The organism is Streptomyces sp. SudanB25_2051 (genome assembly GCF_964272635.1).
Lineage (GTDB): Bacteria > Actinomycetota > Actinomycetes > Streptomycetales > Streptomycetaceae > Streptomyces.
Map to the genome: position 1 here is coordinate 4,195,320 of NZ_OZ186787.1, position 21,342 is coordinate 4,216,661.

Annotated in this window: 22 protein-coding genes; 11 read left to right on the top strand and 11 right to left on the bottom strand. The window is 73.5% G+C overall.

What is annotated here, in order from left to right:
* Nucleotides 1-147: 147 nt before the first annotated feature.
* The gene (locus ACSUPT_RS18980) at nt 148-510 is read left to right on the top strand and encodes a peptidase inhibitor family I36 protein (protein WP_351963478.1); all 363 of its coding nucleotides are present in this window, start codon (nt 148-150) and stop codon (nt 508-510) included.
* 107 nt (nt 511-617) lie between these two features.
* Here ACSUPT_RS18980 and ACSUPT_RS18985 read toward each other — a convergent pair whose 3' ends face one another.
* Nucleotides 618-1,952 carry an MFS transporter gene (locus tag ACSUPT_RS18985; RefSeq protein ID WP_436945058.1) on the bottom strand — a complete coding sequence of 445 codons (1,335 nt, stop codon included), beginning with the start codon at nt 1,950-1,952 and terminating at the stop codon, nt 618-620.
* Between the two features lie 176 nt (nt 1,953-2,128).
* On the opposite strand from ACSUPT_RS18985, the gene ACSUPT_RS18990 reads away from it, so the two are divergent.
* Nucleotides 2,129-2,752 carry a helix-turn-helix domain-containing protein gene (locus tag ACSUPT_RS18990; protein ID WP_403498874.1) on the top strand — a complete coding sequence of 208 codons (624 nt, stop codon included), beginning with the start codon at nt 2,129-2,131 and terminating at the stop codon, nt 2,750-2,752.
* 219 nt (nt 2,753-2,971) lie between these two features.
* Here ACSUPT_RS18990 and ACSUPT_RS18995 read toward each other — a convergent pair whose 3' ends face one another.
* A complete protein-coding gene (locus tag ACSUPT_RS18995) occupies nt 2,972-3,400 on the bottom strand; it encodes an ATP-binding protein (RefSeq protein WP_361654883.1) in 429 nt (142 codons plus the stop codon).
* 202 nt (nt 3,401-3,602) lie between these two features.
* Between ACSUPT_RS18995 and ACSUPT_RS19000 the strand changes: the two genes are divergently transcribed.
* The 4 genes from ACSUPT_RS19000 (at nt 3,603) to ACSUPT_RS19015 (ending at nt 5,998) form a co-directional block, all read left to right on the top strand.
* Nucleotides 3,603-4,481: a helix-turn-helix domain-containing protein gene (locus tag ACSUPT_RS19000; protein ID WP_361654886.1), complete on the top strand. Its 879-nt coding sequence runs from the start codon at nt 3,603-3,605 to the stop codon at nt 4,479-4,481.
* Nucleotides 4,478-4,687: a DUF397 domain-containing protein gene (locus ACSUPT_RS19005; protein ID WP_361654889.1), complete on the top strand. Its 210-nt coding sequence runs from the start codon at nt 4,478-4,480 to the stop codon at nt 4,685-4,687. The genes ACSUPT_RS19000 and ACSUPT_RS19005 overlap by 4 nt, the downstream gene beginning before the upstream one ends.
* Before the next feature lie 84 nt (nt 4,688-4,771).
* Nucleotides 4,772-4,978, top strand: a complete 207-nt coding sequence (locus ACSUPT_RS19010) for a DUF397 domain-containing protein (protein WP_436945060.1) — start codon at nt 4,772-4,774, stop codon at nt 4,976-4,978.
* A gap of 162 nt (nt 4,979-5,140) precedes the next feature.
* Nucleotides 5,141-5,998 (top strand): XRE family transcriptional regulator, encoded by an 858-nt coding sequence (locus ACSUPT_RS19015; protein ID WP_436945062.1) that lies wholly within the window; start codon nt 5,141-5,143, stop codon nt 5,996-5,998.
* Between the two features lie 10 nt (nt 5,999-6,008).
* Here ACSUPT_RS19015 and ACSUPT_RS19020 read toward each other — a convergent pair whose 3' ends face one another.
* A complete protein-coding gene (locus ACSUPT_RS19020) occupies nt 6,009-6,377 on the bottom strand; it encodes a VOC family protein (RefSeq protein ID WP_436945063.1) in 369 nt (122 codons plus the stop codon).
* A gap of 150 nt (nt 6,378-6,527) precedes the next feature.
* The gene (locus ACSUPT_RS19025; RefSeq protein ID WP_436945065.1) at nt 6,528-8,444 is read right to left on the bottom strand and encodes an FG-GAP-like repeat-containing protein; all 1,917 of its coding nucleotides are present in this window, start codon (nt 8,442-8,444) and stop codon (nt 6,528-6,530) included.
* Nucleotides 8,445-8,801: 357 nt separating this feature from the next.
* Between ACSUPT_RS19025 and ACSUPT_RS19030 the strand changes: the two genes are divergently transcribed.
* The gene (locus ACSUPT_RS19030; protein WP_436945067.1) at nt 8,802-9,392 is read left to right on the top strand and encodes a PH domain-containing protein; all 591 of its coding nucleotides are present in this window, start codon (nt 8,802-8,804) and stop codon (nt 9,390-9,392) included.
* A gap of 59 nt (nt 9,393-9,451) precedes the next feature.
* Here the strand turns inward: ACSUPT_RS19030 and ACSUPT_RS19035 are convergent, their stop codons facing one another.
* The 3 genes from ACSUPT_RS19035 to ACSUPT_RS19045 all read right to left on the bottom strand — a co-directional run bounded on the left by ACSUPT_RS19035 (nt 9,452) and on the right by ACSUPT_RS19045 (nt 12,912).
* The gene (locus ACSUPT_RS19035) at nt 9,452-11,122 is read right to left on the bottom strand and encodes a phospho-sugar mutase (RefSeq protein WP_436945069.1); all 1,671 of its coding nucleotides are present in this window, start codon (nt 11,120-11,122) and stop codon (nt 9,452-9,454) included.
* 402 nt (nt 11,123-11,524) lie between these two features.
* The gene (locus ACSUPT_RS19040; RefSeq protein WP_351963485.1) at nt 11,525-12,349 is read right to left on the bottom strand and encodes a purine-nucleoside phosphorylase; all 825 of its coding nucleotides are present in this window, start codon (nt 12,347-12,349) and stop codon (nt 11,525-11,527) included.
* A 125-nt stretch (nt 12,350-12,474) separates the two neighbouring features.
* Nucleotides 12,475-12,912 (bottom strand): gamma-glutamylcyclotransferase, encoded by a 438-nt coding sequence (locus tag ACSUPT_RS19045; protein ID WP_023586845.1) that lies wholly within the window; start codon nt 12,910-12,912, stop codon nt 12,475-12,477.
* A 677-nt stretch (nt 12,913-13,589) separates the two neighbouring features.
* Here ACSUPT_RS19045 and ACSUPT_RS19050 point away from each other — a divergent pair.
* From ACSUPT_RS19050 to ACSUPT_RS19060, 3 genes are all read left to right on the top strand, one after another.
* Nucleotides 13,590-14,207, top strand: coding sequence for a GPP34 family phosphoprotein (locus ACSUPT_RS19050; protein ID WP_436945070.1), 618 nt, complete (start codon nt 13,590-13,592; stop codon nt 14,205-14,207).
* 187 nt (nt 14,208-14,394) lie between these two features.
* Nucleotides 14,395-15,834: an NAD(P)H-quinone dehydrogenase gene (locus tag ACSUPT_RS19055; RefSeq protein ID WP_351963549.1), complete on the top strand. Its 1,440-nt coding sequence runs from the start codon at nt 14,395-14,397 to the stop codon at nt 15,832-15,834.
* Between the two features lie 187 nt (nt 15,835-16,021).
* A complete protein-coding gene (locus ACSUPT_RS19060; protein WP_351963487.1) occupies nt 16,022-16,984 on the top strand; it encodes a DeoR/GlpR family DNA-binding transcription regulator in 963 nt (320 codons plus the stop codon).
* Between the two features lie 97 nt (nt 16,985-17,081).
* On the opposite strand, the gene ACSUPT_RS19065 is transcribed toward ACSUPT_RS19060, so the two are convergent.
* A complete protein-coding gene (locus tag ACSUPT_RS19065; RefSeq protein ID WP_351963488.1) occupies nt 17,082-17,645 on the bottom strand; it encodes a TetR/AcrR family transcriptional regulator in 564 nt (187 codons plus the stop codon).
* Between the two features lie 156 nt (nt 17,646-17,801).
* Nucleotides 17,802-19,565: an acetyl/propionyl/methylcrotonyl-CoA carboxylase subunit alpha gene (locus ACSUPT_RS19070; protein ID WP_351963489.1), complete on the bottom strand. Its 1,764-nt coding sequence runs from the start codon at nt 19,563-19,565 to the stop codon at nt 17,802-17,804.
* 355 nt (nt 19,566-19,920) lie between these two features.
* On the opposite strand from ACSUPT_RS19070, the gene ACSUPT_RS19075 reads away from it, so the two are divergent.
* Entirely contained in the window at nt 19,921-20,370 is a 450-nt protein-coding gene (locus tag ACSUPT_RS19075; protein ID WP_365726582.1) for a hypothetical protein, read from the top strand.
* A gap of 11 nt (nt 20,371-20,381) precedes the next feature.
* Here the strand turns inward: ACSUPT_RS19075 and ACSUPT_RS19080 are convergent, their stop codons facing one another.
* Together ACSUPT_RS19080 and mmpB are read right to left on the bottom strand one after the other, a co-directional pair.
* Nucleotides 20,382-20,984, bottom strand: coding sequence for a nucleoside triphosphate pyrophosphatase (locus ACSUPT_RS19080; RefSeq protein WP_436945072.1), 603 nt, complete (start codon nt 20,982-20,984; stop codon nt 20,382-20,384).
* A 176-nt stretch (nt 20,985-21,160) separates the two neighbouring features.
* On the bottom strand, nt 21,161-21,289 hold the full coding sequence (mmpB, locus tag ACSUPT_RS19085) for a morphogenic membrane protein MmpB (RefSeq protein ID WP_351963492.1): 129 nt from the start codon (nt 21,287-21,289) through the stop codon (nt 21,161-21,163).
* Nucleotides 21,290-21,342 lie beyond the last annotated feature (53 nt).

The window sequence follows — 21,342 nt, forward strand, 5'->3', positions numbered from 1 at the left end:
GCGACCGCTCGGCTGCCGCCGCGGGCTACTTTGAAGCCGCCGAGTGAACGCGCGGAACGGCTCGCGGCGTCGACGCGTGCTTGGTGCCACCCCGCTGTGCCTTCACCCGGCAGGACATGTCGACTTACGGGAGGCAAGATGTCCGTCATGCGCAAGATCATGGTCACGGCCGCGGCCCTGGCCGGCGTCATCGTCACCGCCCATCCGTCCTCCGCCGGACCGCTCACCCCCTCGTCCCCCGCCGCCCCCGCCGGTGCGCTGGCGGGCAGCTTCCACGCGTACGCCTCGACCGGCTTCTCCGGCCTCGACCGGTGGTTCTCCGGGAACACCGGGGAGTGCAAGTACGTCGGCGACAACTGGAACGACCGCATCCGATCCGCCCGCACGGAGAGCGCCACGCGGGTGGAGCTGTGGGACCACCACAACTGCACGGGCGGTGCGATCGTCATCGACCGCACCGGCTACGGCAGCATCGGCGCCTGGGTCAGCGCCTACCGCGTGGCCAACTAGCCTCACGGCGCGTGGCCTTGCCGACGCTCCGGCCCCCGGCGCCCCGGCGCCCCGTGTCGCCGGACACGCCGGGGCCTGGAGCGGTGGACCGCGGTGCGTCACGCGGTTCACCGCGCTCGCGGGGAGGCGGTGACCGCGCCTCCCCGCGCCCGTGCCGTGCGGGCGACGAGGAGGAGCGTCACCCCGCAGACGGCGACCAGGATCCAGCCCGCGCGGGACGCGTGCGCCAGGTCCGCCGGGTGGGCGGCCGCGACGAGGCCGCCGGCGAGAGCGATACCGAGGGCGGCGCCGAGTTGCCGCGCGGTGGAGGTGATCGCCCCGACCACACCGGCACGGGCGGGTGGCAGCCCGTTCACCGCCGTGTTCGTGATCGGGGCGTTGGCGAAGCCGAACCCCATGCCGATCAGCGCGTACGCGGCCGACAGCAGGAGCACGCTCGTGTGCGGCGTGAGCCGAACCAGGCAGAGAGCGCCGGCCGTGATGAACCCGCCGGCCAGGAGCAGCGGCAGCCGCGGTCCCGTGCGGCCGACCATGCGGCCGGACCAGGGGGCGCAGACGGTGGCCCCGACGGCCAGCGGCAAGGTCACCACCCCGGCCGCCAGCGGCGTCCATCCCCGCGTGTGCTGCAGGTAGAAGGTGTTCAGCAGCAGCGTCACGTTCAGGGCGACGAAGACCGTCACCGCGCCCAGGACCGCACCGCTGAAGGCCGGGCGCCTGAAGAGACGCAGATCCATGAGCGGTTCACGCCGCCGCGACTCGACCCACACGAATGCGGCTGCCGCCGCCGCGGCCCACGCGTATCCCGCGAGCGCGGCAGGCGACGTCCAGCCGATGTGCGGCCCTTCGATCAGGACGCCGACCGCTACGGCGAGGACCATGGTCAGCAGGACCTGGCCGGGCAGGTCGAGCCGCCGGGCCCGCGGCGCCCTGGACTCCGGTACGAACGCCGCGCTCAGCAGCAGGACGACCCCGACGACCGGGGCGTTGATCCAGAACAGCGCCCGCCAGTCGAGCCCGGCGAGCAGCGCGCCGCCCGTCACGGGTCCCGCGGCCATGCTCAGCCCGAACACCGACGCCCAGATACCGATGGCCTGCGCCCGTTCCCTCGGGTCGGGCATCGCGTTCACCACGATCGCGAGCGCCACCGGGCTGAGCATCGACGCGCCGATCCCCTGCAGGGCGCGGGCCGCGACGAGCACGCCTACCGACGGGGCGAGCGCACAGAGCAGTGAGGCGGCGCCGAACACGGCCAGCCCGTACTGGAACACGCGGCGGCGTCCGAAGCGATCCGCCAGCGCCCCCGAGGAGACCAGGCAGCTCGCCAGGACGAGGGTGTAGGCGTCCACGATCCATTCGAGACCGCGCGTGCCGACGTCCAGGCCGCGCCCGATGGCCGGCAGACCCACATGGACGATGGTGGTGTCCAGGCCCACCAGGAACATGCTCAGGCAGCAGACGGCCAGGACCGTCCAACGCCGACGCGCACTGAGCAGGGGTGGAACAGGGTGTGTCGTCGCGGTCACGGCTACCTCTGATGTCGGGGAACAATGCCCGGCAAGGCTCGGGCCGCACCCCGGCCGCGGCCCAGGGATTTTGCGAAGACTGCAAAACTGGGCCCATGGACACGGAATCCGGGGACCCGGAGCTGGAGCAGATCCTCGACGCCATCGGGCCCCGGCTGCGCAGGCTGCGCCGCGAACGGGGGTTCACGCTGGAGGCGCTCGCCGCCACGACGGGGATCTCCGTCAGCACGCTGTCGCGGGTGGAGTCGGGCAGGCGGCGCCCCACGCTCGACCTGCTCATCCCGCTGGCGCGGGCGCACCGTGTCGCGCTCGACCAGCTGGTGGCGGCGCCGGCCAGCGGTGACCCCCGGGTGCACCTGAGGCCCCTGCGGAAGGGCCGGGGCAGCGTCCTCGTGCCCCTGACGCAGTATCCGGGCCGCGTGCAGGTCTTCAAGCAGGTACTGGCACCCCGCCCGCCCGAACTGGTCACCCACGAGGGCTACGAATGGCTCTACGTCCTGGCCGGTCGGCTGCGCCTCGTCCTCGGGGCGCGGGACTTCACGCTGCGGCCCGGCGAAGTGGCCGAGTTCGACACCACCGAGCCGCACTGGTTCGGCCCCGCCGACACGAACGCCGTGGAGATCCTGCACCTGTTCGGCCCCCGAGGCGACCAGGCCGTCGTCCGCGCCCGCCCGTCCACCACCGCTCCCGCCCCGGACGCGCCGCCCACGACGCCCTGACCCGCGACGACCGGACCGGCACGGCGCCGGGCGCTGCCTGGGGCGGGCGGGCCGTGCGGCGGGTGTCGCAGCCTCTGCCCGGTGGACGGGTCGGGGCGGGCCGGTGTCCCTCGGGGCCGGCGGCCTCGGGCCCGTATGAAGGGAACCCGACCGAAGCCGCCAACCCCTGCGGGGGCACCTTGCACGGCCCCTCCCGCCGGACGGCGCCCCACCCACCGCTCACCCGACCGGATCGGGCTCCCGGAGCGGTGCGGCGGCATCCCGTACGAGGTCCAGCTCGGCCCATACGGTCTTGCGCGGCACCGGGCCCTCCGCCACGCCCCACCGGTCGGCCAGCCCCGCGACGATCAGCAGACCGCGCCCGCTCTCACTGTCGGGCGGCGGAGCCTGCGGCGTGGACGTGGGCACGGCATCGGCGCGTGTGTCGGTCACCTCGACGCGCAGGACACGGCCGGCGTCGGCCAGGCGCACGGTCAGGAGAAAACTCCGGCCGGGCACGCGCCCGTGCAGCGCGGCGTTCGCGGCCAGTTCGGCGACGAGCTGGAGGGCGTCATCGGCGAGCTCCCGTACGACGCCCTGGTCGCGCAGCCACACGGCGGCAAGCTCCCGCCCGAGCCGCGCCCCGGCGCGGGAAGGGTGCAGCTTCATGCTCAAGTCGCCCGCGCAGGCGGGAAGATGAGGGGGCTTGTGGTTCATGTCACAGATCCTGGGGTTGCCTGCTGTGTGGCTGCCAGTGATTCACCGGGTGCGTACAGTCACTGTCGGGTGCTTGTCGGCGCCTGTCCGGCCTGTCCGCAGGGACGCGTGGGCAGGGCGTGAACGGTTGTGGCGGTACGTCGGAGGTGACGCGTTGACGGCGGAAGCGAACGGGGCGCAGGAGCCCAAGGGGGACGCGGACGAACCGGGTTGGGAGGTGGATCCGGACGACGAGTCGGGAGCGGCCGTCGTCGCGACGGTGGGACGGCAGCTACGGCTGCGCCGGGAGGCGGCGGGGCTGAAGGCGGCCGAGTTCGGGCGGCTCATCGGATACGGCGAGGACCTCGTCTACAAGGTCGAGAGCGGCAAGCGGATTCCTCGCCCGGAATACCTGGACAGGGCCGACAGCGTCCTGAAGGCGGACGGCTTGATCGCGGCGATGAAGAAGGATGTGGAGGGCGTCCGCTATCCCAAGGAGGTCCGCGATCTGGCGAAGCTGGAGGCTCGGGCGGTGGAGATCGGGGCGTACGTGAGCCACGGCATCCACGGTCTGTTGCAGACGGAGGGTCACGCTCGGGCGCTGCTGGAGACGCGGCAGCCGCCGTACTCGCAGGATGAGGTGGAGCGAGGGGTGGCAGCCCGTATGGCCAGGCGTTCCGTCTTTGATCGCTCGCCCCTGCCGTCTCTCAGCTTCGTCTTGGAAGAGGTGGCGCTGCATCGGCCCATCGGAGGCACAATGGAGTGGCGTCGTCAGCTTGAACGCCTCCTGGAAGTAGGGAGCATGCGCAGCGTCTCGCTCCAGGTAATGCCAACGGACGTCGAGACCCACCCTGGGCTGGATGGTGGCATTGAGGTGCTGAAGTTTCCGAACGGCACTGCGATCGGGCGGTCTGAGGGAGTGTTCGGGGGCCGTGCCGTGTCAACCCCGAAGCAGCTCCGAATCCTTGAGCTGCGCTATGGCATGATCCGGGCCCAGGCTCTCACCCCACGGGAGTCACTGGCCCTCATCGAAGAAGTGCTGGGAGAGAGATGATGCGCAAGGCCTCTGCCGCGGATAGCTGGTCGCTGGAGTGGTTCAAGAGCAGCTACAGCAGCAACGGCAATGAAGCGACGTGCGTCGAGGTCGCGACCACCCCCGGCACAGTCCATGTCCGCGATTCCAAGAACATCGACGGTCCTTTCCTGGCCGTCACTCCGCACAGTTGGTCCAGCTTCGTGGCGTACGCCTCCGAGCGCTGACCGGTTGACCAAGCCACGCGGCCGGTCACCCGTTGCGGGGCACGTGTTGATCACGCCTTGTCCGGTACGCATTGGGAGGGCAGGATGCGCGAGGTTCCTGATCGCGGGCCGTCGCTGGAATGGTTCAAGAGCAGCTACAGCGACACCAGCAACCCCAACGACTGCGTCGAGGTCGCCATGGTGTCCGGGGCGGTGTACGTGCGGGACTCCAAGGACTGTGACGGTCCCCGTCTCGCCGTGGCGCCGTGTGCCTGGGGTGAGTTTCTGGGGTACCTCGTCTCTGGCGGGTGACAGGCGGTGGCCGGTACCGCTCGGCCGGTGAAGGGGGACGGTTCGGTGCTGCGCAGGGGGTTCCTCGTCGGGTTGGGCGCCGCCGCCACCGGGGCGGTTCTCCCGGGGTCCGTACAACGCGGGCTTGGCGCCCTGGACCCGAGTCCCTCCGCCGTCGCCGCAGTGGTGGAGGCGTCCCGGCGGGACTTCGGGGCCTGCCGGTACGACGCCCTCGCCCGCGCGCTGCCACGCCGGATCGAGTTCGCGCAGGCCCTCGACGGCCGTCCCGAACAGTCGGCGGACGCGGTTGCCGCGCTCCACATCATCGCCACCCGGTTGTGCATCAAGCGCGGTGACGACCACGTCGCCGCCCTCACCGCCGACCGGGCGCTCGCCGCCGCGCTCCGTGGCGCCGATGCCGTCACCGTCGCCGAAGCGCACCGGATGGTGTCGTCCGTGTGGCGCCGGCAGGGGCACTACGCGGACGCCACCGACATCGCCGTCGCCGCAGCCCAGGGGCTGGCCCGCCACCGGGACACCGGCCTCACCGAACGGCTCTCCGTGCAAGGCAATCTGTATGCCACCGCCGCGTACACCGCCGCCAAGCAGGGCGACCGGCATGCCGCGTCCGCGCTCATCGGTGAGGCCGAGGCGACCGCCGGGCGGCTCGGGCGGGACGCGGAGCTGCGGGGGAGCGTCTTCGGCCCCGGTCAGGTCCTGCTGCACCGGATCTCCATCAGCCATCTGCTCGGGGACGCCGGGCAGGCCGTCGAGTACGCCCGGCGCGTCGACCCCGCCGCGCTGCCCACCGCCGAGCGCCGGGCCCGGTACTGGATCGACGTGGCGCGCGCCTTCGACCAGTGGGGCAAGCCCGACCGCTGCTACCAGGCCCTCCTGGCCGCCGAGCGGGCCGCGCCGCAGGAAGTCCGGCGCGGTGCCGTGCGGGCCATGGCCGCCGGGCTGCTGCGCCATGACCGGGCCCTGCCCGGCGTACGGGGCTTCGCCCAGCGCATCGGGGCGGTCGCCGGGCCCAGGGACTGATCCGGGGGCGTCAGCGGGTCGGGGTCGGCTGGGTGAGGTTCAGCGCGTTGCCGTCGGGGTCCCGGATGTGGGCGACGCGCTGTCCCCACGGCATGTCCCGGGGCCCGTCGCCGACCGAACCGCCCAGCGCCTCCACGCGGGCGAGCGTCTCGTCGACGTCGTCGACCGCGATGCTCAGCAGCACCCGCGACGGCACCCCGGTCGGCGCGTCCTGCCGGGACACCAGCCCGAGGTCGGTGTCGCCGATGCGCAGGCCGAGGTAGAAGACCGGGCCTTCCGGCGGCACCCGGAAGATCTCCTCGGCGGCGAACAGCTTCGTGTAGAAGTCCGCCAGGGCGACGTGGTCGGCCGTGACGATCACCGGCTGGATCGTGGACATGGCACTCCTGTCGTGAACGGTCGTGTCGCCGGATAGACCGTCCGTGGCGGGCCCACTCATCGGTGCGCGCGGGCGGAGGCCCTGGCGCGGTGTCCAGGGCCTCCGGGTGGTGCGGGGAGAGCCGTGTCCCCTTGGGCACGGGCCGGTGCGTCAGTCGGCGATGTCGATGCTGTCCCAGACGCGGACCGGGTTCGCGAAGGCCGCTCCCGTGCCGGCGAACCTCCACAGAGCGGTGCGGTACGAGCCGTCCGTCTGCTGGCCGTTGTTGTACAGGACGGTGACATCGGTGGTGCCGTCGCCGTTGAAGTCGCCGGTGAGGGGCTTGGAGCGGTCCCAGTTCCAGGAGATCGTGCCGGCGGTCCACTTCACGGCCGGGGCGTCGAAGCCGGTGGCGTTGGCGGTGAACGTCCACAGCGTGGTGCGGTAGCTGCCGTCGGTCTGCTGGCCGTTGTTGTAGAGGACGGCGAGGTCGGTCCTGCCGTCGCCGTTGAAGTCGCCGGTGACGGGCTTGGAGCGGTCCCAGTTCCACGAGCCGGTGCCCGAGTTCCACTTGACGGTGGGCGCGTCGAAGCCGGTGGCGTTGGCCGTGAACGTCCACAGCGTGGTGCGGTAGCTGCCGTCGGTCTGCTGGCCGTTGTTGTAGAGGACCGCGAGGTCGGTCCTGCCGTCGCCGTTGAAGTCGCCGGTCACGGGCTTGGAGCGGTCCCACGTCCAGGACATGGCGCCCGAGCTCCACTTGACGGTGGGCGCGTCGAAGCCGGTGGCGTTGGCCGTGAACGTCCACAGGGTGGTCCCGTAGCCGCCGTCCGCCTGCTGGCCGTTGTTGTAGAGGACGGCGACGTCGGTCCTGCCGTCGCCGTTGAAGTCGCCCGCGACGGGCTTGGAGCGGTCCCAGTTCCACGAGCCGGTACCGGAGCTCCACTTCATCACCGGCGCGTTGAATCCCGTGCCGTTGCTGGTGAACGTCCACAGGGTGCTGCGGTACGAGCCGTCGGTCTGGCGGCCGTTGTCGTACAGCACCGCGACGTCCGTCCTGCCGTCGCCGTTGAAGTCGCCGGCGACCGACTTGGACGCGTCCCAGTTCCACGACGTCGGGCTGCTGGCGAGGTTGTCCCAGGCCCGGACCGGGTTGTACGTCCCCGACGCGGTGCTGGTGAACTTCCACAGCGCGGTGTGGTTGGCGCCGCTCGCGGCCGGCGCGTACTTGTGCAGCACCGCCGTGTCGGTCTTGCCGTCGCCGTCGAAGTCGCCCGACAGCTCCTGGGAGGCGTCGGCGTTCTCGCCCGCCTGGCCCCAGCGCGCCCCGGTCACCAGCGCGGTCCACGCGCCGAGGCCGTCGACCCTGGTGTCGATCGCGTTCGTGCGGGTCTCGGCGGCGTCCGTACCGAAGCAGCCGCCCTGGGTCGAGCGGCTGTTCACGCCGACCAGCTCCAGGCGGCCGTTCAGCATGCGCAGCAGCGGGCCGCCGGCGTCGCCCATGCAGATGGAGTCGTCCGGCGTCTTGCCGCTGATGTCGATCGACGTGTCCGACACCGCGTCCACACCGAACGTGGCGGTGTGCAGCTTCAGCGGCGCCCACTCGGTCTTCGTACGGCCGAATCCGGCCGTGGTGACCGTGTCGCCGACGGCGGCGGGAGTGGCGGAGACGGGCACGGGCGTGACACCGGTCGCGGGCGCCGCCAGACGGGCCAGCAGCAGATCGCGGCCGACGCGGGGGACGATCTCGACGATCTCGCTGACGTGCCCGGTGGCCGTGGCGAGGTCCGTACGGCCGACCGTGGCGACGGTCTTCAGCGGCGGCTTGCCCGGGGCGACCTCGGCGGCGCCGTTGCCGAAGCAGGACGCGGCCGTCATGATCCACCGGCTGTCGATCAGCGCGCCGGAGCAGGCGCGCATGCTCTCGCCCTCACCGATCACCAGCCGCGCGGTGAACGCGTACGAGGTGTCGGCGGCCACGGGGCCGGTGACCGCGTGGCCGGGGGACGTGGACAGCGCCAGGGGCGCTGCGAGGGCCACCGCCGCCAGGGCGGTCAGCCGTCTGGAGCGGACGGGACGTCGACGCGACATGGGCATGCCTGCTTTCGAACCATGAGAGGGAACGTTTGTGCGGGAAGTGATCATATAAAGCAGGGGAATTGACGGGTCGTCGGTCCGTCGGCGGAGGTGGGGGAGGCGGGCGCGGGGGATCGTCGCGGGCTTCGGGCCCCGCGCGACGTACCGGCGGGCGCCTGCCGCGGGACGGGCGGCGCCCCCCCCGGCGCGGCTCGGCGGGCCCGGCGCGTGGCGGAGGGCGTGCGGGACCCGCACGTCGCGACGCCGTGGCGCCGGCTCCCGCCGGAGCGGTGTCGCCGCGCCCGCGGAGGGGCGGCTGGTCCGGGACCCGGTGCTCGGGGCCGGTGGGGGGCGTGAGGCACAATCGGGCTCATGACGAGCCCTGAGCAGCCCGGAAAGTCCGGGAACCCTTCCCCGTCCGCCTCCGCCGACCGCGTCTACCGGTCGCCGATGGCCATGGCGGGTGGTGTGCTCCTGCTCGGCATCGGACTGTGGATGGGCGGCGACGCCCTCCTGCGCGGGGACGGGCTCACCCCGTGGACCGCGCTCGCCGCGCTGCTGCTCGGCGTGCCGCTCGTCTACGCCTTCACCCTGCGGCCCGCCGTGTACGCCGACGACGACCGGATGCTCATCCGCAACCCGTTCCGCACCGTCCGCGTGCCCTGGGCCGCCGTCGCCGAGCTGAAGGCCACGTACTCGACCGAGGTCCTCACCCGGGGCGGCGCCAAGTACCAGCTCTGGGCCGTGCCCGTCTCCATGCGGCAGCGCAAGCTCAACGTGCGCAGCGGCGGCAAGCACCTCGTCGGCGCCGAGGCCACCGTCCAGGAGCTGCGCACCCTCGCCCAGCAGAACGCCGTCCGGCCCACCGCCAAGGGTGAGCCGCAGGTCCGCTGGGCGTACGAGGTCATCGCGCCCGCCGCGGCCGGGCTGGTCGCCCTGGCCGTGCTCCTCGCCCTGGGCTGAGACGCGCGAAGGGGTGCCGGGACAGGTCCCGGCACCCCTTCTCCGCTGGCCCGTACGGGTCAGATGCCCGCCGCCGCCCCCAGGTCACGCTTCAGGTCCTGGAGCGTCCGCGCCGCCCGTGACCGCGCGTCCGCCAGCGACGCGGCGTCCGCGACCGGGACGATGACCTCCAGGTAGCACTTCAGCTTCGGCTCCGTACCGCTCGGCCGGACGATGATCCGCGCCTCGTACTCGCCCTCCAGGTAGTAGCGCAGCCCGTCCGTCGGCGGCAGGTCGCCGGCGCCCCGCGCCAGGTCCTCCGCGCGCGCCACCCGCAGGCCCGCCAGCTCCGTCGGCGGCACCTCCCGCAGCCGGCGCATCGCGTCGGCGATCACGCCCAGGTCCTGGACGCGGACCGACAGCTGGTCGGTGGCGTGCAGGCCGTGCGCGACCGCCAGCTCGTCCAGCAGGTCCGTCAGCGTGCGGCCCCGCTCCTTCAGCTCCGACGCCAGCTCCGCCACCATCAGTGCCGCCGTGATGCCGTCCTTGTCGCGTACGCCCTCGGGGTCGACGCAGTAGCCGAGCGCCTCCTCGTAGCCGTACCGCAGGCCCTCGACGCGGGCGATCCACTTGAAGCCCGTCAGCGTCTCCGCGTGGCCCACGCCCGCCGCCGCGGCGATCCGGCCCAGCAGCGACGACGACACGATCGACTCGGCGAACACGCCCTTCGCGCCCTTGCGCACCAGGTGCTCCGCCAGCAGCGCGCCCACCTCGTCGCCGCGCAGCATCCGCCAGCCGCCCTCGGCCGACGCGTCCGGCACGGCCACCGCGCAGCGGTCCGCGTCCGGGTCGTTGGCGATCACGATGTCGGGGGCCGCCTCCCGCGCCTTCGCGAACGCCAGGTCCATCGCCCCCGGCTCCTCCGGGTTCGGGAACGCGACCGTCGGGAACGCCGGGTCCGGCTCCGCCTGCTCCTCGACCAGCACCGGGGCGGGGAAGCCCGCCCGCGCGAACGCCGCCAGCACCACGTCCTTGCCGACGCCGTGCATGGCCGTGTACACGACCCGCGCGGTACGCGGCGTGCCCGGCGTCAGCACCTTGTCCGTACGGGCCAGATACGCGTCCAGCACCTCGTCGCCCAGGGTCTCCCAGCCGCTGTCCGCGCGCTCCACGTCGGCCAGCGACCGCACGGCGGCGATCTCCGCGGCGATCTCCGCGTCCGCCGGCGGCACGATCTGCGAACCGTCGCCCAGGTACACCTTGTACCCGTTGTCGCGCGGCGGGTTGTGGCTCGCGGTCACCTCGACACCCGCGACCGCGCCCAGGTGCCTTATGGCGTACGCGAGGACCGGCGTCGGCAGCGGGCGCGGCAGCAGCGCCGCCCGCAGACCGGCGGCCACCATCACGGCGGCCGTGTCACGGGCGAAGTCCACCGACTTGTACCGGGCGTCGTAACCGATCACCACGAGGCCGTCCGACCGGCCCTTGGCCTTCAGGTACGCGGCCAGGCCGGCCGCCGCGCGGATGACGACCGAGCGGTTCATCCGCATGGGCCCCGCGCCCAGCTCGCCGCGCAGCCCGGCCGTACCGAACTGCAGCGTGCCGGCGAAACGGGCGGCGAGCTCGTCGAGGTCCCGGTCCGCGATGAGCCGCGCCAGTTCGCCGCGCGTCTCCTCGTCCGGGTCCTCGGCCAGCCACGCCTCCGCCTGCGCGATGAGGTCCTGCTGGTCCTGCTGCAGGTTCTGCTGCACGGGGTCTGCCTCTCTGGTGTCGTCGTACGCGGATGCCGTGCCGCCGGATGCCCGGCGGTGCCGGCGCGTGTCCGGCCGCCGGCGCGCCGTCCGGGCCGGGGGTGCCGGCGCCCCGGTGGGTGCCGGGTGGTGCCGACAGGTGTCCGACGGGTGTCCGGGGCGGACGCCGTCCGGCCGTCGGACGGGTGCGGGCGGTTCGCGCGGTCACGCCGTGCGGCCGGCCGCGTCAGGGGTGTGCGGGGGACTCGTACCCCGTGTCCGCCGGGGCGTGACATCTCCGCCGGCACGGCGGGCGCCGGGCCCGGCGGGGGCCTCGTCCCCACGGGGCGGCGGCAGCCGAGGGCCCCGCGCCCCGGGGAGCGCGGCGGGCCCCGGGTGCGGGGCCCGCCGCACCGGCGTGCGTCAGATGCGCTCCAGCACGCGGGTGAGCAGCTCGCCCATCCGCGCGGCCGAGTCGCGGCCCGCCTGGAGGACCTCCTCGTGGTTCAGCGGCTCACCCGAAAGGCCCGCCGCCAGATTGGTGACGAGGGAGATGCCCAGGACCTCCGCGCCCGCCTCGCGCGCCGCGATCGCCTCCAGGACCGTGGACATGCCGACCAGGTCGCCGCCGAGGACGCGGACCATGTTGATCTCGGCCGGGGTCTCGTAGTGCGGGCCGGGGAACTGGACGTAGACGCCCTCCTCCAGGGACGGGTCCACCTCCTTGCACATGGCGCGCAGACGCGGCGAGTACAGGTCCGTCAGGTCGACGAAGTTCGCGCCCTCGATCGGGGAGGCCGCGGTGAGGTTGATGTGGTCGCTGATCAGGACCGGCTGGCCGGGGCGCATGCCCTCGCGCAGGCCGCCGCAGCCGTTGGTGAGGACGACGGTCCGGCAGCCGGCCGCGACGGCGGTGCGCACACCGTGGGCGACGGCGGCGACACCGCGGCCCTCGTAGAAGTGCGTACGGCCGAGGAACACCAGCGCGCGCTTCTCGCCCACGCGGTACGAGCGGATGCGGCCGCCGTGGCCCTCCACGGCCGGCGGCGGGAAGCCCGGCAGCTCGGTGACCGGGAACTCGGCCTCGGGGGCCCCGAGCGCGTCGGCGGCCGGCGCCCAGCCGGAGCCCATCACGAGGGCGACGTCGTGGTTCTCGGCACCCGTCAGCTCGCGGAGGCGCGCGGCGGCGGCCTGGGCGGCGGTGCGGGGGTCGTCCTGGCGGTGGTCCGGGGTAACAGATGCGTTCACGCGGATGAGGGTAACCCGTCTGGGCCTACGCGCGTAGATGACAGGGCCTACGGTGTTCGTATCGTTGTCTTGTCGCTTTCCACGAACGGCTCGGGCGCCCTGCGGGGCCCCGGCGGCGCGCCCGGTCAGCAGGGGCGTTTGCGCAGCTCCATGACGTAGTCGTGGGGGGCGCCGGCGGATTCGGCGGCGTCGGCGATCTCGCCGAGGTAGCGCGCGGAGGGCAGGCCGCCCTCGTAGCCGTTGAGGACGTACACCCAGGCGGGCTCCTCGCCGTCCAGGGTGTGCACGCGCACCCGCATGCGGCGGTAGATGTCGAGGCCGACGCCCTCCCAGCGGTCCATGGAGTCCTCGTCCATGGGAGCGACGTCGTACAGGGCGACGAAGACCTGCGAGCGCGGGGCCTCCACGATGGTGGCGAGCGCTCCCTCCCAGCCCATCTGCTCCCCGCCGAAGGTCAGCCGCCAGCCGTTCAGCCAGCCCGTGCCGCGCAGGGGGGAGTGGGGGGCGCGGCGGGTCATCAGCCGCGCGTCGAGGTTGCCGGCGTACGCGGCGTAGAGCGACATGGGATCGAGGGTACGGGAGGCTCCGCCCCCCGTGCCTCCCTTCCCGTGCACGGGGCTCCGCCCCCTGGCGCCCTGGTACGCCGCCGGGGCGGGGGGCGCGGCCTGCGGGTTCGCCTCTGGCGGGGTGGTGCGGCCGCGGGTTGTGCGGCTTGCGCGCGGGCGCGCGGGGCGCGCTGCGGTACGGGGCATGCGTACTGGTGCTCGGCCCCCTGGGCGGGGGTGCGCTGCGGTACGGGGCCCTACGTGCTGGTGCTGGACCACGTGGGCGGGGCGCCCCGCTGTACGGGCCTACATGCCGGTGCGCGGCCACCTGGGCGGGGCGCCCCGCTGTGCCCACCCGTTCCGCCCCGGCGGAACGACTGCCCACAGCGTGGTGCGGGGCCCGGCCCGCTGCGGGTCGCGGCGGCCTGCCCCGGCGGAAGGGCTGCCCACAGCGTGTTGCGGTGCCCTGCCCCGGCGGAACGGCTGCCCCCAGCGTGTTGCGGTGCCTGGCCCGCAGCGGGTCGCGGCGGCCCGCCCCGGCGAAACGAATGGCCACAGCGCGTTGCGGCGCCCTGCCACAGCGGGTCACGCCGTTCCGCCCCCGGCGGAACGGCTGCCCACCGCGTTGCGGGAAAAGGGGGACAGGTGGGGCGGCGGCGGGGAGACTGGTGGGGTTTGCGGGGGAGGGGGAACGGGTGGGGCTGGCGGGGGACATGGTGCTGTTGGCGTTCGGCGCGCGCGGGGACCGGCTGCCTGACCGGCAGGTGCTGGCTCCGGCGGTGCGCGGCGCGCTGCTGGCGGAGCTGCTCGACGGCGGGCGCCTGGTCGACGGCGGCGGGGCGGTGCGGGCCGCCGGGGGCGGCGCGCCGGAGGACGCCGCGCTCCGGCAGGTGTGGGAGGCGGTCGCCGCCGAGCCCGGCAGGACGTGGCTGCACTGGGTCCGTGCGGACGGCCGCGCCTCGGTCCACGCGGTGCTGCGCGGCCTGGAGAAGGACGGGCTGCTGGAGCGCGGTACCAGCAGGGTCTTCGGTGTCTTCCCGCTGCACCGCGCGGTCCTCACCGCGGACGGCCGCACCGCGGCCGAGGGGGTGCGGGCCGCCGTGGCCGCCGTCGTGGAGGACCCCGCGGCGGGCGGCCGCGCCGCGCTGCTCGCCGGGCTCGCGCACGCGGGCGGACGGCTGGGGACCGCCCTGTCCGCCGAGCGGCGGCGCGCGCTCAAGGAGCGTCTGGCCGTCCTGTCCGAGGGCGCCGCCCCGGTGTCGGCGGCGGTGCGGCGGGCCGTGCGCGACCTGCGGGGCGCCGCCGCGTCGTAGGGGGCGCGGGGCCGCCGGGGGCGTACCCCCGGGGTGAGCGGGGGGTGGGGGTGCGCGAGAATGTCGCTGGATCGAAACAGTGCGGGACAATGACGTACGTACTCCCATCCCATGAGGAAAATCCCGACCCCTGCCGGGCCCACCCGTCCGCGGGGTCGCCGTGACGAGAGCGCGAGGCGTGACCCCAGTGACCCGGATCGTGATCATCGGTGGCGGACCCGGCGGATACGAGGCGGCCCTGGTGGGCGCCCAGCTCGGCGCGGAGGTGACCGTCGTCGACTGCGACGGCCTCGGCGGCGCCTCCGTCCTGACCGACTGCGTCCCTTCCAAGACCCTCATCGCGACCGCCGAGGTCATGACGACCTTCGACTCCTCCTACGAGGAGCTGGGCATCATCGTCGCGGACGACACCCCGCACGTGGAGCAGGCCGCCCGCGTCGTCGGCGTCGACCTCGGCAAGGTGAACCGCCGGGTCAAGCGCCTCGCGCTCGCCCAGTCGCACGACATCACCGCCTCCGTCACCCGCGCCGGCGCCCGCGTCATGCGCGGCCGGGGCCGGCTCGACGGGGCGCAGGACCTCGACGGCTCCCGCCGCGTCGTCGTCACCGCCGCCGACGGCACGGAGGAGACGCTGACGGCCGACGCGGTGCTCATCGCGACCGGCGGCCACCCCCGGGAGATCCCCGACGCCCAGCCCGACGGCGAGCGCATCCTCAACTGGACGCAGGTGTACGACCTCGACGAGCTGCCCGAGGAGCTCATCGTGGTCGGCTCCGGTGTGACCGGCGCGGAGTTCGCGGGCGCCTACCAGGCGCTGGGCTCGCGGGTCACGCTGGTCTCCTCCCGCGACCGCGTGCTGCCTGGCGAGGACCCGGACGCCGCGGCCGTGCTGGAGGACGTGTTCCGGCGGCGCGGCATGAACGTCATGGCCCGCTCCCGCGCCCAGTCCGCCAAGCGGGTCGGTGACCGGGTGGAGGTGACCCTCGCCGACGGCCGCGTGATCTCCGGTACGCACTGCCTGATGGCGGTCGGCGCCATCCCGAACACCGCGGGCATGGGCCTGGAGGAGGCGGGCGTGCGCCTGAAGGACTCCGGGCACATCTGGACCGACAAGGTGTCCCGCACCTCCGCCCCCGGCGTGTACGCGGCCGGTGACGTGACCGGCGTGTTCGCCCTCGCGTCGGTCGCCGCCCAGCAGGGCCGCATCGCGATGTACCACTTCCTCGGCGAGACCGTCGCCCCGCTCGACCTGAAGACCGTCTCCTCGAACGTCTTCACCGACCCCGAGATCGCCACCGTCGGCTACACGCAGGCCGACGTGGACGCGGGGAAGATCGACGCGCGCGTCGTGAAGCTGCCGCTGCTGCGCAACCCGCGCGCCAAGATGCAGGGCATCCGGGACGGCTTCGTCAAGATCTTCTGCCGTCCGGGCACGGGGATCGTCGTCGGCGGCTGTGTCGTCGCCCCGCGCGCGAGCGAGCTGATCCACCCCATCTCGATCGCGGTCGACAACAATCTGACGGTCGAGCAGATCGCGAACGCCTTCACCGTGTACCCCTCGCTTTCGGGCTCGATCGCCGAAGTGGCCCGGCAGTTGCACACGCGGAAGACCACCGCCGAGGCGTGAGCCCCCGCAGGGCGGGCCCGCCGGGGGACAACCCCCGGCAACCCCCGGCAAGTCGGGACATCGAACGGTCAGGGATCGCTCACAGACGGGGCCGCCTATAGCACTTGGCGGCCCCGTCTGTTCGTAAAATCTCGGAATCGACCCATACACCTGCAAAGTGTCGACGGGTGGCGTTACTGTCAGTTTCGTGTTCGCTGCAGAACGTCGTCAGTTGATCCTTGAAATGGTGCGCGCCAACGGGGCGGTATCGCTCCGGGAGCTCGCCCGCGTCGTCCAGACCTCCGAAGTGACCGTGCGGCGTGACGTGCGGGCGCTGGAGGCCGAGGGACTCCTCGACCGCCGCCACGGCGGTGCGGTGCTGCCGGGCGGCTTCACCCGCGAGCCCGGCTATCCGCACAAATCCCATCTCGCCACGGCGGAGAAGACCGCCATCGCCGACGTCGCCGCCGGTCTCGTCCAGGAGGGCGAGGCGATCGTCGTCGGCGCCGGCACGACCACACAGGAGCTGGCCCGCAGGCTCGCCCGGGTCCCCGGACTGACCGTGGTGACCAACTCGCTGCTGGTCGCCCAGGCGCTGGCGCACGCGAACCGCGTCGAGGTCGTCATGACCGGCGGCACCCTGCGCGGCTCCAACTACGCGCTGGTCGGCAGCGGCGCCGAGCAGTCCCTGCACGGGCTGCGCGTGTCGCGGGCGTTCCTGTCCGGCGCGGGCCTCACCGCCGAGCGCGGCCTGTCCACGTCCAACATGCTGTCCGCCAGCGTGGACCGGGCGCTGGTGCAGGCGGCGGCGGAGGTCGTGGTCGTCGCCGACCACAACAAGCTGGGCACGGACACGATGTTCCAGACCGTGCCCACCCACATGATCACCCGCCTGGTGACGGACGAGCCGCCCGCCCACGACGACCGGGCCGCGATGGAGCTCCAGGCCCTCGCCGACCAGGGCGTCCAGATCACCGTCGCGGGCGGCGGCCCCGGCACGTCCGCCGCCTCGGGCAGCCGTCAGGCCCGCCACCAGCGGCGCGACGTCCCGCTGCCCGGCCAGCGCGGCACCCGCCACCCCGGCGGCCCCCAGCTCCGCAGCGCCCCGCTGCCGCCGGACGCCCAGGCCCAGGAGCGCCAGGCCCGCGTCGCGGACCTCCGCCGGCGCTGAGGCCCGGAGGGTCCCGTACGGCCCCGCCTCACGGGACTCCCGGAGGGTCCCGTACGGCCCCCGCCTCAGGGAACTCCCCGCTCGGCGCCCCGCGAGGTCAGGGCTTCACACCGCGCAGGGTCAGGGTCAGGAGGCGGTCCGCCAGGGCCTCGTCGTCCGGGTTCTGCTCGGCGGCCAGGGCTATCGCGTTGGTCAGCTGCAGCAGGTCGCCGATCGACACGTCACGCCGTACCGCCCCGGCCTCCTGCGCGCGGGTCAGCAGCCGGGCGCCCGCCTCGCGCAGCGGGTCGTTGCACTGCGACAGGGCCGAACTCGGGTCGTACGACGCCGACATCAGCGCACGCGCCAGGCCCCGGTACTCGCCGGCGTGGGTGACGATCGCCCGCAGCCACTCCACCAGCGCCGTACAGGGCTCGTCCGCCGCCGCGAGCTCCCGCGAACGGGCCAGCAGGGCGGTCACGGCGTCCTGGAAGACGGCGTTCATCAGCGCGTGCCGGTTGGGGAAGTGGCGGTACAGCGTGCCGATGCCCACGCCCGCGCGCCGCGCGATGTCCTCCAGCGCCGCGTCCGTACCGTGCTCCGCGAACGCCGCCCGCGCGACACGCAGCAGCCGCTCGTGGTTGCGGCGGGCGTCGGCACGCATGGGCCTGGTCGTCGTCATCCGGCGCTCCTCCCTCGTCCCTCCAGCATGCCATTCGCGTACGGACCGCCTTTCGTCCTCCACCGGCTCCCCCGGGGGCGGGCCGGGGCGGGACGCACACGCCCGAGGGCCCCGCCGGCAGCCGGCGGGGCCCTCGGGACACTGCGGGGGGAGGCGTCAGTCCTTGATCTCGCAGATGGCGGCGCCCGACGTGATGGACGCGCCGACCTCCGCGTTCAGCCCCTTCACCGTGCCCGCGCGGTGCGCGTTCAGCGGCTGCTCCATCTTCATGGCCTCCAGGACGACGATCAGGTCGCCCTCCTTGACCTCCTGGCCCTCCTCGACGGCCACCTTCACGATGGTGCCCTGCATCGGGGAGGTCAGCGTGTCGCCGGACGCGGCCGACGCGGCCTTCTTCTTCGCGCGGCGCTTCGGGCGGGCGCCCGCCGCCAGACCCGTACGGGCCAGGCTCATGCCGAGCGACGACGGCAGCGACACCTCCAGGCGCTTGCCGCCCACCTCGACGACGACGGTCTCGCGGCCCGTCTCCTCGTCCTCCGCCTCGGCGTCGGCCGGAGCGGCGAACGGCTTGATCTCGTTGACGAACTCCGTCTCGATCCAGCGGGTGTGGATCTTGAACGGGCCCTCCGCCGGGGCGAACGCCGGGTCGGCGACGACCGCGCGGTGGAACGGGATGGCCGTGGCCATGCCCTCCACGCGGAACTCCGCCAGCGCGCGCCGCGCCCGCTCCAGCGCCTGCTGCCGGGTCGCACCCGTGATGATCAGCTTCGCCAGCAGCGAGTCCCACGCGGGGCCGATGACGCTGCCCGACTCGACGCCGGCGTCCAGGCGGACACCCGGACCGGACGGCGGCTCGAACGTGGTGACCGTGCCCGGCGCGGGCAGGAAGTTGCGGCCGGGGTCCTCGCCGTTGATACGGAACTCGAACGAGTGACCCCGGATCTCCGGGTCGCCGTAGCCGAGCTCCTCGCCGTCGGCGATGCGGAACATCTCGCGTACGAGGTCGATGCCCGTGACCTCCTCGGTCACCGGGTGCTCGACCTGGAGGCGGGTGTTGACCTCCAGGAAGGAGATCGTGCCGTCGTTGCCCACGAGGAACTCGACGGTGCCCGCGCCGACGTAGCCGGCCTCCTTCAGGATGGCCTTCGACGCCCGGTACAGCTCGGCGTTCTGCTCCTCGGTGAGGAACGGCGCCGGGGCCTCCTCCACCAGCTTCTGGTGGCGGCGCTGCAGGGAGCAGTCACGGGTCGACACGACGACGACGTTGCCGTGCTTGTCGGCCAGGCACTGCGTCTCCACGTGGCGCGGCCGGTCCAGGTAGCGCTCCACGAAGCACTCGCCCCGGCCGAACGCGGCGACGGCCTCGCGGACCGCCGAGTCGTACAGCTCCGGCACCTCTTCCAGGGTGCGGGCGACCTTCAGACCGCGGCCGCCACCGCCGAACGCCGCCTTGATCGCGATCGGCAGGCCGTGCTCGCGGGCGAACGCCACGACCTCGTCGGCCCCGGACACCGGGTCCGGCGTGCCGGCCACCAGCGGAGCGCCGGCGCGCTGCGCGATGTGACGGGCCGCCACCTTGTCGCCGAGGTCGCGGATGGCCTGCGGCGGCGGGCCGATCCAGATGAGCCCGGCGTCGATGACGGCCTGGGCGAACTCCGCGTTCTCCGACAGGAAGCCGTAACCCGGGTGGACCGCGTCGGCCCCCGAGTCCTTGGCCGCCTGAAGCACCTTCGCGATGTCCAGATAGCTGGCCGCCGGGGTGTCACCGCCCAGAGCGAACGCCTCGTCCGCCGCACGGACGTGCAGGGCGTCCCGGTCCGGATCGGCGTAGACGGCTACGCTCGCGATCCCGGCGTCCCGGCAGGCACGGGCGACACGGACAGCGATTTCGCCACGGTTGGCGATGAGCACCTTGCGCACGATGGCTCCCTCCATTCCCAAAACACGCTGAGTTTAGGGACTGCCGACACGACGTTTCGACTGTTCCCCAGTCGTGAGGTTGCCCACACGGAGCGTGAAACGAGGGCCGCTCAGATCCCGAAACCCCTTGTCCTGCCTCGATACGCAGGGCTTCTTGACTGCACAGTAGTCCTGCGGTGTGGTCAAGGTCTCTGTTCCCGCGGCCAGCGGGGCGTCCTGTTTCTTTGTGGAGTCCCTACGAATGGGCGAATGATTCTTTGCCGTGTCGTCCTCCACCCTTGCCCGAGGGTTTACTCGTGAGTAGCCTGCGCGGTGTCGTCCGTACCGCTGGTAACCGGGGCAGGGGGTGTCTGTGGTGACCCGCAGACCGATAGCACTGACGGCGGGCGCCGTACTGCTCGCCGAGGCGGTGGGCGCGGTGCTGCTGCACGGTGTGCTCGCCACCATCCTGTCCGGTCAGCGCATGTCCCTCGCGGGCCTCGACCCCGACCTGATGGTCACCGGCACGTGGGCGGCGGGCGGTGCCCTCGGCCTGTACCTCGCCGTGTGCGGGGCGGTGCTCCTGCGCGCCGGCTTCCGGCGCGCCGCGCCCGGCCGCTGGGGCCGCGTCCTGCTCGTCACCTGCGCGGTCACCCACGCGGTCCTCGGCGCGGTGGCCGTCGGGCTCGTCGGATGGGCGGCGTTCGCCTGGCTCATGGCCGTCATGGGGCTGGTGGTGCTGAGCCTCGTCGCGTACGGGCCCGGGGCCGCCGCCCCGGCCGGCGCGGGCGCCGAGGGTGCCGGGGAGGCCCCGCAGGCCGTCTGAGCGCCTGGGCGCTACGCCCACAAGTCGGTGACCGCCACGTCCAGTTGGCGCAGCAGGCGGCGCAGCAGCGGCAGGGACAGGCCGATGACGTTGCCCGGGTCGCCGTCGATGCCGTCGATGAACGGGGCCGAACGGCCGTCGAGCGTGAACGCGCCCGCCACGTGCAGCGGCTCGCCGCTCGCGACGTACGCGGCGATCTCCTCGTCCGTCGGCTCGCCGAACCGCACCAGCGTGGACGCCGTCGCGGAGGCGTACCGCTTCGCCGCCGTGTCGTGGACGCAGTGCCCCGTCTGGAGGACGCCGACCCGGCCCCGCATGGACTTCCAGCGGGCGACGGCCTCCTCGGCGTCGGCGGGCTTGCCCAGCGCCTGCCCGTCCAGCTCCAGCACCGAGTCGCAGCCGATCACCAGCGCGCCGGACACCTCCGGGCGGGCGGCCACCAGCGAGGCCTTGGCCTCCGCCAGCGCGAGGGCCAGCTCGGCGGGGGTCGGGGCGGTCACCTTGCTCTCGTCGAAGCCGCTGACGACGACCTCGGGGGAGAGGCCGGCCTGGCACAGGAGGCCGAGGCGGGCGGGGGAGGCGGAGGCGAGGACGAGGCGACGCTGAGGACTCATGAACCCATCGTAAGCACCCCCCTACCCCGCCCTGCGGGCCGCGCCGCTGTGAGTTCGCCCGGTGCGGGGCGGCGACATCCGCCACAACGGGGCGGGCGGCGGGTCCGGCGGGACGACTGCCCGCAACGGGGTGGCGGCGGTCCCGGCGGGAGGGACGGCCGCGGTGGGGGCTCGGGTCAGCGGAGGGTGGTGGTGAGGATGCTGATCAGCATTGCGAGGGCCAGCAGCGTGCCGGCCCGCCGCAGCATGGCCTGCATGGCCCGCATCTCCTCGGGCGGTTCGTTCTCGGGGTCGGACCACAGCATCCTTCGATCCTGCGGACCGCGGGCGGGTCCCGCCTGAGTACGCGTACTCAAGC

Coding starts and splice junctions, on each gene's coding strand:
- ACSUPT_RS18980 (WP_351963478.1), top strand. CDS start 148: ATGCGCAAGATCATGGTCACGGCCGCGGCCCTGGCCGGCGTCATCGTC.
- ACSUPT_RS18985 (WP_436945058.1), bottom strand. CDS start 1,952: ATGTTCCTGGTGGGCCTGGACACCACCATCGTCCATGTGGGTCTGCCG.
- ACSUPT_RS18990 (WP_403498874.1), top strand. CDS start 2,129: ATGGACACGGAATCCGGGGACCCGGAGCTGGAGCAGATCCTCGACGCC.
- ACSUPT_RS18995 (WP_361654883.1), bottom strand. CDS start 3,400: ATGAAGCTGCACCCTTCCCGCGCCGGGGCGCGGCTCGGGCGGGAGCTT.
- ACSUPT_RS19005 (WP_361654889.1), top strand. CDS start 4,478: ATGATGCGCAAGGCCTCTGCCGCGGATAGCTGGTCGCTGGAGTGGTTC.
- ACSUPT_RS19010 (WP_436945060.1), top strand. CDS start 4,772: ATGCGCGAGGTTCCTGATCGCGGGCCGTCGCTGGAATGGTTCAAGAGC.
- ACSUPT_RS19020 (WP_436945063.1), bottom strand. CDS start 6,377: ATGTCCACGATCCAGCCGGTGATCGTCACGGCCGACCACGTCGCCCTG.
- ACSUPT_RS19025 (WP_436945065.1), bottom strand. CDS start 8,444: ATGTCGCGTCGACGTCCCGTCCGCTCCAGACGGCTGACCGCCCTGGCG.
- ACSUPT_RS19030 (WP_436945067.1), top strand. CDS start 8,802: ATGACGAGCCCTGAGCAGCCCGGAAAGTCCGGGAACCCTTCCCCGTCC.
- ACSUPT_RS19045 (WP_023586845.1), bottom strand. CDS start 12,912: ATGTCGCTCTACGCCGCGTACGCCGGCAACCTCGACGCGCGGCTGATG.
- ACSUPT_RS19065 (WP_351963488.1), bottom strand. CDS start 17,645: ATGACGACGACCAGGCCCATGCGTGCCGACGCCCGCCGCAACCACGAG.
- ACSUPT_RS19080 (WP_436945072.1), bottom strand. CDS start 20,984: ATGAGTCCTCAGCGTCGCCTCGTCCTCGCCTCCGCCTCCCCCGCCCGC.
- mmpB (WP_351963492.1), bottom strand. CDS start 21,289: ATGCTGTGGTCCGACCCCGAGAACGAACCGCCCGAGGAGATGCGGGCC.